This is a genomic window from Nostoc sp. DedVER02, assembly GCF_034530675.2.
GTDB lineage: Bacteria > Cyanobacteriota > Cyanobacteriia > Cyanobacteriales > Nostocaceae > Nostoc.
On record NZ_JAVRCP020000019.1, the window covers coordinates 122,480 to 130,288 of the forward strand.

6 protein-coding genes are annotated in these 7,809 nt (G+C 37.9%); 2 read left to right on the plus strand and 4 right to left on the minus strand.

Going from position 1 to position 7,809, the window contains the following annotated elements; genetic code table 11:
- Positions 1-217: 217 nt before the first annotated feature.
- The 4 genes from RMZ41_RS19625 to RMZ41_RS19640 form a co-directional block, all read right to left on the minus strand.
- Positions 218-1,609 carry a hypothetical protein gene (locus tag RMZ41_RS19625; RefSeq protein WP_322643176.1) on the minus strand — a complete coding sequence of 464 codons (1,392 nt, stop codon included), beginning with the start codon at positions 1,607-1,609 and terminating at the stop codon, positions 218-220.
- Positions 1,610-2,095: 486 nt separating this feature from the next.
- On the minus strand, positions 2,096-3,757 hold the full coding sequence (locus tag RMZ41_RS19630) for a phosphatidylglycerol lysyltransferase domain-containing protein (RefSeq protein WP_322643175.1): 1,662 nt from the start codon (positions 3,755-3,757) through the stop codon (positions 2,096-2,098).
- Positions 3,758-3,811: 54 nt separating this feature from the next.
- Positions 3,812-4,714: an alpha/beta hydrolase gene (locus tag RMZ41_RS19635; protein ID WP_322643174.1), complete on the minus strand. Its 903-nt coding sequence runs from the start codon at positions 4,712-4,714 to the stop codon at positions 3,812-3,814.
- A gap of 136 nt (positions 4,715-4,850) precedes the next feature.
- On the minus strand, positions 4,851-5,828 hold the full coding sequence (locus RMZ41_RS19640; protein WP_322643173.1) for an alpha/beta hydrolase: 978 nt from the start codon (positions 5,826-5,828) through the stop codon (positions 4,851-4,853).
- Between the two features lie 137 nt (positions 5,829-5,965).
- Here RMZ41_RS19640 and RMZ41_RS19645 point away from each other — a divergent pair, with 137 nt between their 5' ends.
- Together RMZ41_RS19645 and RMZ41_RS19650 are read left to right on the plus strand one after the other, a co-directional pair.
- Positions 5,966-6,913, plus strand: a complete 948-nt coding sequence (locus tag RMZ41_RS19645; protein WP_322643172.1) for a lysylphosphatidylglycerol synthase domain-containing protein — start codon at positions 5,966-5,968, stop codon at positions 6,911-6,913.
- Positions 6,914-7,177: 264 nt separating this feature from the next.
- Positions 7,178-7,567, plus strand: a complete 390-nt coding sequence (locus tag RMZ41_RS19650) for an agenet domain-containing protein (protein ID WP_322643171.1) — start codon at positions 7,178-7,180, stop codon at positions 7,565-7,567.
- Positions 7,568-7,809: the final 242 nt, after the last annotated feature.

The window sequence follows — 7,809 nt, forward strand, 5'->3', positions numbered from 1 at the left end:
GATCTAGTGAAGTACACCTTAAAACCTCACCCCCAGCCCCTCTCCTTACTAAGGAGAGGGGAGATAAAGCAGTACCTCAGTTGCTTATGAAACGCTATAAACCTATACAGCCAAGTTTAATGGCTAGTAATAAACAAGTATGATTCTTCTCTCTGCGTTCTCTGTGCCTCTGCGGTTAATTTATTTTTAACGATGATTTACACTTGTCATATACAATTTAATTGTCTATAGCAACAGAAATAAGTTTGCTGCAATATTCAGTTTTTACATAGATGCTGATAATACTATCACCAACTACAAAAAAAGTACCTTCTTGTTCATTTTTAGAAAATTGCAAATTGGGGTATTTAGCAGCAGCTTCTTCCGCAGTCATGGGTTTTGCTTCTATTTGATCTGGCAGTAATCCAGTACAACCAATATAAAATACCAAAGGAGAAATCTTATCTTGGTAGATATTTTCTACATATTTCTCTAGTTTAATATTCGCTACTGTCAAAGCTGCAACCATTTCCTCTTTATTGATTTGCTTACCAGTGTGTTTATCCTGAAATAACTGTGCCAAACTGTCAGCACCAACTTTCTTGAGAATATCTACAACTATGCCATTTTGCTCAAGCCCAAGAAAATCATCAAAAACTGGTTTCATAAACTCGTCAATTTTTGTAATCTTGGTGCGTGATGACAGTAATCTTTGCCTAATAGCAAGATTCTCATTAAATATCATCTCAAAACTCGGCTTTATGATAATTTCTCCAGTTTGTTTATCATAAAGACGATACATTCTATTCAGAAACTTGTTAGCAGAAGGAAACTTATTCAGGTTCAGAATGTCTTGGCTACCGATGTCGATTTTATAGCTTAATCTTGAATCAAGAGTACCATTAACTAAAGCTTCATGGATATCCACGTATTCATTAGTTGTCGGAAAGTTGATGTAAATATTCTTGGACAGATAGTGTTTTTTTAACTCTTCTAACTGTGGTGCCATAAATACATCTGACTCTTTTTTCAATTGAGCAGAAATAATACTTGCAAGCACTTTAACCTTTGCAAGTTGATTGAATAGTCCATCAATACTACTGTGATGAGTATCAGAAGCGATAAGTGGGAAGTTATCTAGCTGGATGGTATATTCAGTATGAAAGTCAAAATCTTCTGCATTTAACACGCCCTTTTCTTTAAGCAAGTCAAAAACTTTTTTACTACTAATTTTGACTTGTAAAGACTTTATATTGATTTTACCATCACTTACAATCGTGTAGTTGTTAAAGCTATTAAGGTCATTTACTAGCAAACCTGCTACTTCAAGAGTGGGGGTTTTATCTTCAAATTTGGCGAGTTTGACTTTACGTTTGATCAACATATTGATAGTAGCAGTATTGCGGTTAAACTGAAACTCGCCCATACCAACATACTCAGCATTATCTATATATTCTGTTTGCAACCAAGGTTGTAAGATTTCCCCGCTTTCGTCTCTTACTCCTTTAACCCGCTTGATACTTGTTCTATGATAATTTTTTTGCAGGTGGTTGATGTTGACAATGATATTATTACGATATTCTGCAAAAATTTTGATGAGTTCTAGCAGAGAAATTTGATTATTTGTCATATTGTCACCTTTCATCCCTAGATCAATAAGTCTGTTAAAGCCACGGGTTATAATAATTTTTTGCAACCGTGAAAACTTGAAGTACGAACAAGCAATAAATCCATGCCAAATATATGCGAATACCCAAGGCAAAATCTCACTGTTAAAGCCTGAGTTTACTCAATACGGTTCGGATAAGCATTTTTCATTTTCCTTGTGGTCTGGGGAATGGGTTTGCGGGAAAAGGGTAAAGGATGTATTCAAAACCTTTTCCCTTTCCCCTTTAACCGAACCGTATTGTGAGTGTACTAGCTATTATGGGAATTCACTTATTACAAATTTTGGGCATTTCTTGCCAAACTTAACGTTACATACTCACCAGATATCACCTTTATAGTACAATTGTACCATAAAATCTAAATTTGTGTAGGCAAGGCGATCTGTAGATATCGCCCTGGAATGAAGTTTTATGGCGTTAACGGCTGAATAGCACCAAAATAGATGCTTTTAGGCTCCGGGTTTGAAATAATCAAAAAGGCGATCGCCTGAATCTGCGCGAATCAATGCTACAACTACATCTGGTAAGGCAGCTAAACTGGGGTAAACCAAATAACGCGGTTCCCAGACGGGACGGAACTTGTCTTTGTAGGCGTGTAGTCCCTTGAAGTTGTAGAAGCGATTCAAATGCTCGTAAAGATAGTGCAATACTCTCTCTAATCGGCGTGATTCTGGGTTATCTCCAACTCCCGCCAAGGCAGAAAGACCGAAATTAAAGCTGTCGTAACCGCACTCTTTAAAATGCTGAAGCAGGGAAATAAATAGAAAGTCCATCGTCCCATTCTCAAGAGATGAGCGATGTCGCATCATGTCAATAGTTGCTTCGTTGATTTGGTACTCTCGGAGAATGTTGGCAAAGGCGGTGATATTACCTTCGGGATTATGCACCACAGCAATCTCGCAGTCTCGCAGATAAGCTTCGTCAAACCAACCCAAAGAAAATTGTTTTTCCGAACCTTGTACCATCTTTAGCCATTCATCACTCACAGGTTTGAGGAGGTGCAACAAAGCATCAGTAATGGGTGGTTGGTAAAACTCGATTCGGTATCCTAGTTTAGTTAAACGACTGATTGATGGTCTAAAGTTTTTACCGGCCTTACCTTGTAATGTAAAACTTTTCAGGTCAACGATCGCTTCTTCTCCAATTTTGAGTACCTTAAATCCCAATGACTTGTAAAGCTCAACATCATCGGGCAAAGTTTGGTAAAAGCCTGGATACCAGTCATTACGCTGGCAAAACTGCCAGAAAGCAATAATTGTCTCTTTGCGGTCTTCAATGGGGCCAATGGGATCTCCTAATGCGATCGCACCCCTTCCTTTGGGAACATAAGCTATTACACTATTACCAGTAGGACTAAAATAATAACTTTTGTCATTTAAGAGTGTGAGCGCCGCTAAAGAAGAACATCCATATTGCTCGACAATTTCTTTAGCTCTTTTCCGCTCATTTGATGTTGCTAGATTACGCCAAAATACAGGTTGCAATAACATTACTATTGCATAAGTAATAGTAACTGCGGCAATAATATAAATAGAATTAGCAAAAAATTCTCCAAATCGGCTCTTTGGTTGTAGTCCCCAATTATCCTCTGTGAAGAACATTGCTAAAGTCTGAAGTATAGATTCCCGCCAATTAAAATTTTCTGAAAATTTACCATCTAATAAGTAAAATCCAACAGTTCCGTATGCCAGAGTAAATAGTAAAGCACCAATCAGCACTCTAACTCCCCGTGCAATCGAAGGACGGTCTGATTGTGCTGTGAAAGAATGGCGCATCAAAATTAATTGCACCAGCAAAACTCCAGAGAGGAGACTTTCTTCATAGTCCAATCCCTTGAGCAAATGGCTGAAAATAGAAATTACTAGTAAAGCAATGGTTAGTAACCAAGCTATTCTTTTTCGGCGTAATAAGTTAGTAGCAAGTGTGAGTAGAATAAACCCAGTCAGTGCTGCAAATATATGACCAGTGGCACGAATTTCAAATGGTAAAAATTCTTTCAACCAGTGATTACGCCCATACAGATTAGGTGTCACTGCTGATAACAAATTTACTACTCCCACTAAGCCTGTAAGGAAGGCTGCACTCCAAAGTCCAATCTTAGTTTTTGTCATTGGTCATTTGTTTTGGTGTTAAAACTCCTGTACAAATGCGATTAATTGCATTTCCTAATTCTTAGCTTTTTTAAATTGTTCACCCACATACGAGAGCGAATCTTTAAGATGCTTGTGGAAGTAATTCCAGCCTATATCAGCACCAGATAAACCATGACCTCCTGGAAACGCATAAAATACGTGAGCAATGCCTAATTGATTTAAGGTTTCACTGAAGGCTTTAGTAGAAGCTAACAAATTAGTATCGTTCAAACCTGCATCTAAGTAAACACGCAATTGCTTTCTATCTTCAATTGGTAGCTGTTGCACAATTTGTTGAGGACTATTTTGTGAACCGCTATTATCGGTAAAATAACCGCTATGGCTAAACAGAATATGGAAAGTGTTGAGATGGCGTAATCCTATATTAAAAGCTCCCCATCCCCCAGAAGACAAACCTCCTAGCGCCCAAAATTGGGGTTCTTCTAAGGTGCGGTAGCGCGACTTGACAACTTGCACTAATTCTGAGCCGATCAAAGTTCCTATTTTGCCATTGGGGCCATCAAAATAATCGGGGTCGTATAAAGGACTGGAACCGCGATTATCATTACCATCAGGTGTAATCACAATTGATGGCGGTAATTTTCCATTTTGATAAAGTTCATGCAGTATATCTAAAATTGCATACTTGTCAGCATAAGCACGGGCATCATCATGACCACCATGTAGCAAGAATATCACAGGGTAGCGCTTTTGCTGATTTTTATTATAGTTGGGCGGCAAAATCACGCCGTAGTTGCGGACTGCACCCATTGCTTGAGAGTTGAAGGTTGTTAATTGCAGCTTTAGCCCAGTATTTGCCTCTTCTTGGGGTGGGTCTAGTTGCGGCGCACCTAAGATAAATACATAATAATAACCAACAGTAGTCAGGAGTGCGATCGCTCCTAGCAAACTAATTAATAATTTAGAAATCTTCATATTTATTTAACATTGAAAAAACACCTCCATTAGAACTTACTATAGTTAATTTACTGACAAATGGCAGCACAGGTTTCTAAATTGATGTTTAAATATCAACGCTTTTATAAAATAAAATTATTTCTACTAGGAATTGCTAATTATTTGGAGTCCTTTTCTTTTGATTAACACCTAAGTTACCAGTCATATTTGCTATTTGAGCAGATTTAAATTGTTCCCCCACAAATGTCAAAGAATCGGCTAAATGTTCCCGCCAGTATTGCCAAGTGTGGCTCCCAGGAAACTGACGAAACAAATTATAAATTTTTAGTTCGTTGAGTACTTGAGAAAACTTTTTGGCTTCGTTGATTTCTTCAGTATCTGCTGTACCTGAATCTAGGTAAATTCGCAATTTTTTCATAGCTGTGGGAGGAATGCTTCTGATATAAATTATTGGGCTATTTGTTGGGCCGCTTTTATCTTGAAAATAACCACTATGACTAAATAAAATTGAGAAGTGGTTCAGGTTGTGTAACCCCACATTCATTGCACCCCAACCACCAGAAGATAAACCACCTATTGCCCAAAAATCTGGATTATTTATTGTCCGATAACGGCTTTGTACAACTTTTACTAACTCATCACCTATGGCTGTGGAGACTTTACCGTTAGGGCCATCAATATATTCGGGATCTCGGTAGCGACTAGAGCCGCGTTTGTCATAGCCATCTGGTGTAATAATGATGCTGGGTGGCAACTTATTTGTAGCATAAAGTTGTTCCACTGTTTTGAGAGCTTGTCCCTTTTTCTCAATAAACCAATCACTGGGATAACCATGTCCGCCGTGAAGGAGAAAGATTACAGGATACTTTTGTTTTGGGTTTTGTTCATAGCCAGGGGGTAAAGAAACGCCGTAAGTGCGATTTGCACCCATTAATTGACTATCGTAGGTTTCAATTTTATAAGTTAAGAAAGTAGCTGAGTTGGCAGTATTAGACCGATTTGGAAGAATGGAAGGCGTTGTACGTAAATCCTGCTGTTGCGGTGGTTTTGCTACGACATTTTGGGATAAATTACAGCTAACTAAACTTAATACTGAAACTAGCAAGATAATTTTTGATTTTTTGTAGTTCATCTTTGAAGGGTATTGGACAATCTGTGCTGGCAACCATTAAGTTTACGCAAGTAATTTGTCAATGTTGTGTCAACAAGATGGAAAGTTTGCGACTTGTTATAAGTTAAAAATCAAGAGTTAGGATGAGTTTCTTTAGGATGCTTAAAAAACTGCAACTAAATTTCAGCACACTGTTTGGCTTGTCGCTGCTGGTGCTTTCTGTGGTGGCGATCGCTAACGAACTACATGAGTATAATTATCGTGATATCCTCAACTCTCTAGCTGCTATCCCCAAAAGCCGCTTAAGCTGGGCAATTTGGCTGACAGCCTTGGGCTATCTAGTGATGATTGGGTACGATATTTTGGGTTTTAGTTACATTAATCGTTCCCTAAACTGGAATAAAATTGCTTTAACCAACTTTATTAGCTCTGCGTTTAGTAATACTATTGGTTTTGCCTTACTGACAGGTAGTGCTATCCGTTATCGATTTTATGCTAGTTGGGGAGTGTCAGCAGTTGCGATCGCACAAGTAATTGCTTTCGCCAATTTTACTTTCTGGTTGGGGATGTTTGCCGTTGCAGGTTGCTTATTCCTCATCAATCCCCTCAAAATTCCTACTCAACTACATTTACCTTTTTCCACTGTGCGTCCCATCGGTGTGATTTTTCTACTATTAGTCGCTGGCTATTTGCTAGGAAGTATTTTTATTAAACAACCGTTAATAATTCATGGAGAAGAATTTCGATTTCCTGATTTTAAGATATCCCTTATCCAAATAGCAATTTCTAGTCTTGATTGGATTTTGGCAGCAGCAGTTCTTTATGCTGTGCTTCCCAGTAATATATCTTTGTCCTATCTGGACTTTTTGGGAATCTACTTACTAGCGATGTTTGCAGGTGTTGTTAGTAACGTTCCCGGCGGTTTGGGAGTATTTGAGACTATAATTTTGCTGATTCTTTCATCCAAAGTTTCGGCGGCGGCAATTTTGGGTTCAATGCTAGCTTATCGGGGAATCTATTATTTCTTACCTTTGTTAGTAGCATCGGGTTTGCTGGGACTTTATGAAATTAGATTCGGTAAGTTAAAAAATATCAATAAATTTTAAAATTCAGTTTCAGTATTAATACGAACAATCAGATTCCCGATTTATTCAATAAATCGGGAATCTGAACCTTTCAACTAAGTAAGTTTTATAAATACTGTGGATTTTAAACGCCATATCTTTATAACTAACGGCAAAAATTCATAATTTTTGCTGAGGCGATCGCCAATTTAATTTAATAACAATAGTAACAGTTAGTGGAAATTCTTTAATTAGATTTCCATAAATCATCAAAATTTCTTTTTACTGTTTGAGGATAGAAAAGTAATGAAAAATAAAGTATTGTTTGGTGCTATTTTTATGGCGACTTGGGTAGGAACCTTAATTCCCGGTGCTTTAGCTGCCTCACCCTGTTCTGTGGGACAAAAGGCTGAGGTTTTTTGGAAGGAAACATGGTATCCAGCAACGGTACTTAAGGTTAAGAATGATAGTTGCTATATTACTTATGAAGGTTATAGTAGTTCCTGGAATGAATGGGTTGGCAGTGAACGCTTTAGGGCATCATTTGAAGCTGGAGATGCAGTGAGAATTTTGTGGAAAGGGAAATGGTATAAAGGGCAGGTTTTAGAAGTTAGTAACGAACTTTATAAAATTACTTATGATGGCTACGATAGCTCTTGGGATGAGTGGGTTGAACCTTCTAGAGTAAGCAGATAGAGAATATTTCACTTTTATAATTTGGGAGGGATGATTTCACCTACAGAAGTCGTCCCTTCAATTTATTGGGGCTACACGAGACTTTACCCATGTGTATCAATACTACTCGGATTTTGGATTTTGAACTCAGAATTGGGCTTGGTAAAAAGGTTAAAGGGGAAGGGTTACAGCACTTCCTGCTGCTATGAGGTACAGATACTTGGAATGCTATTAGTCAAGCTAGTAATTAAAAGTTTGTAGTA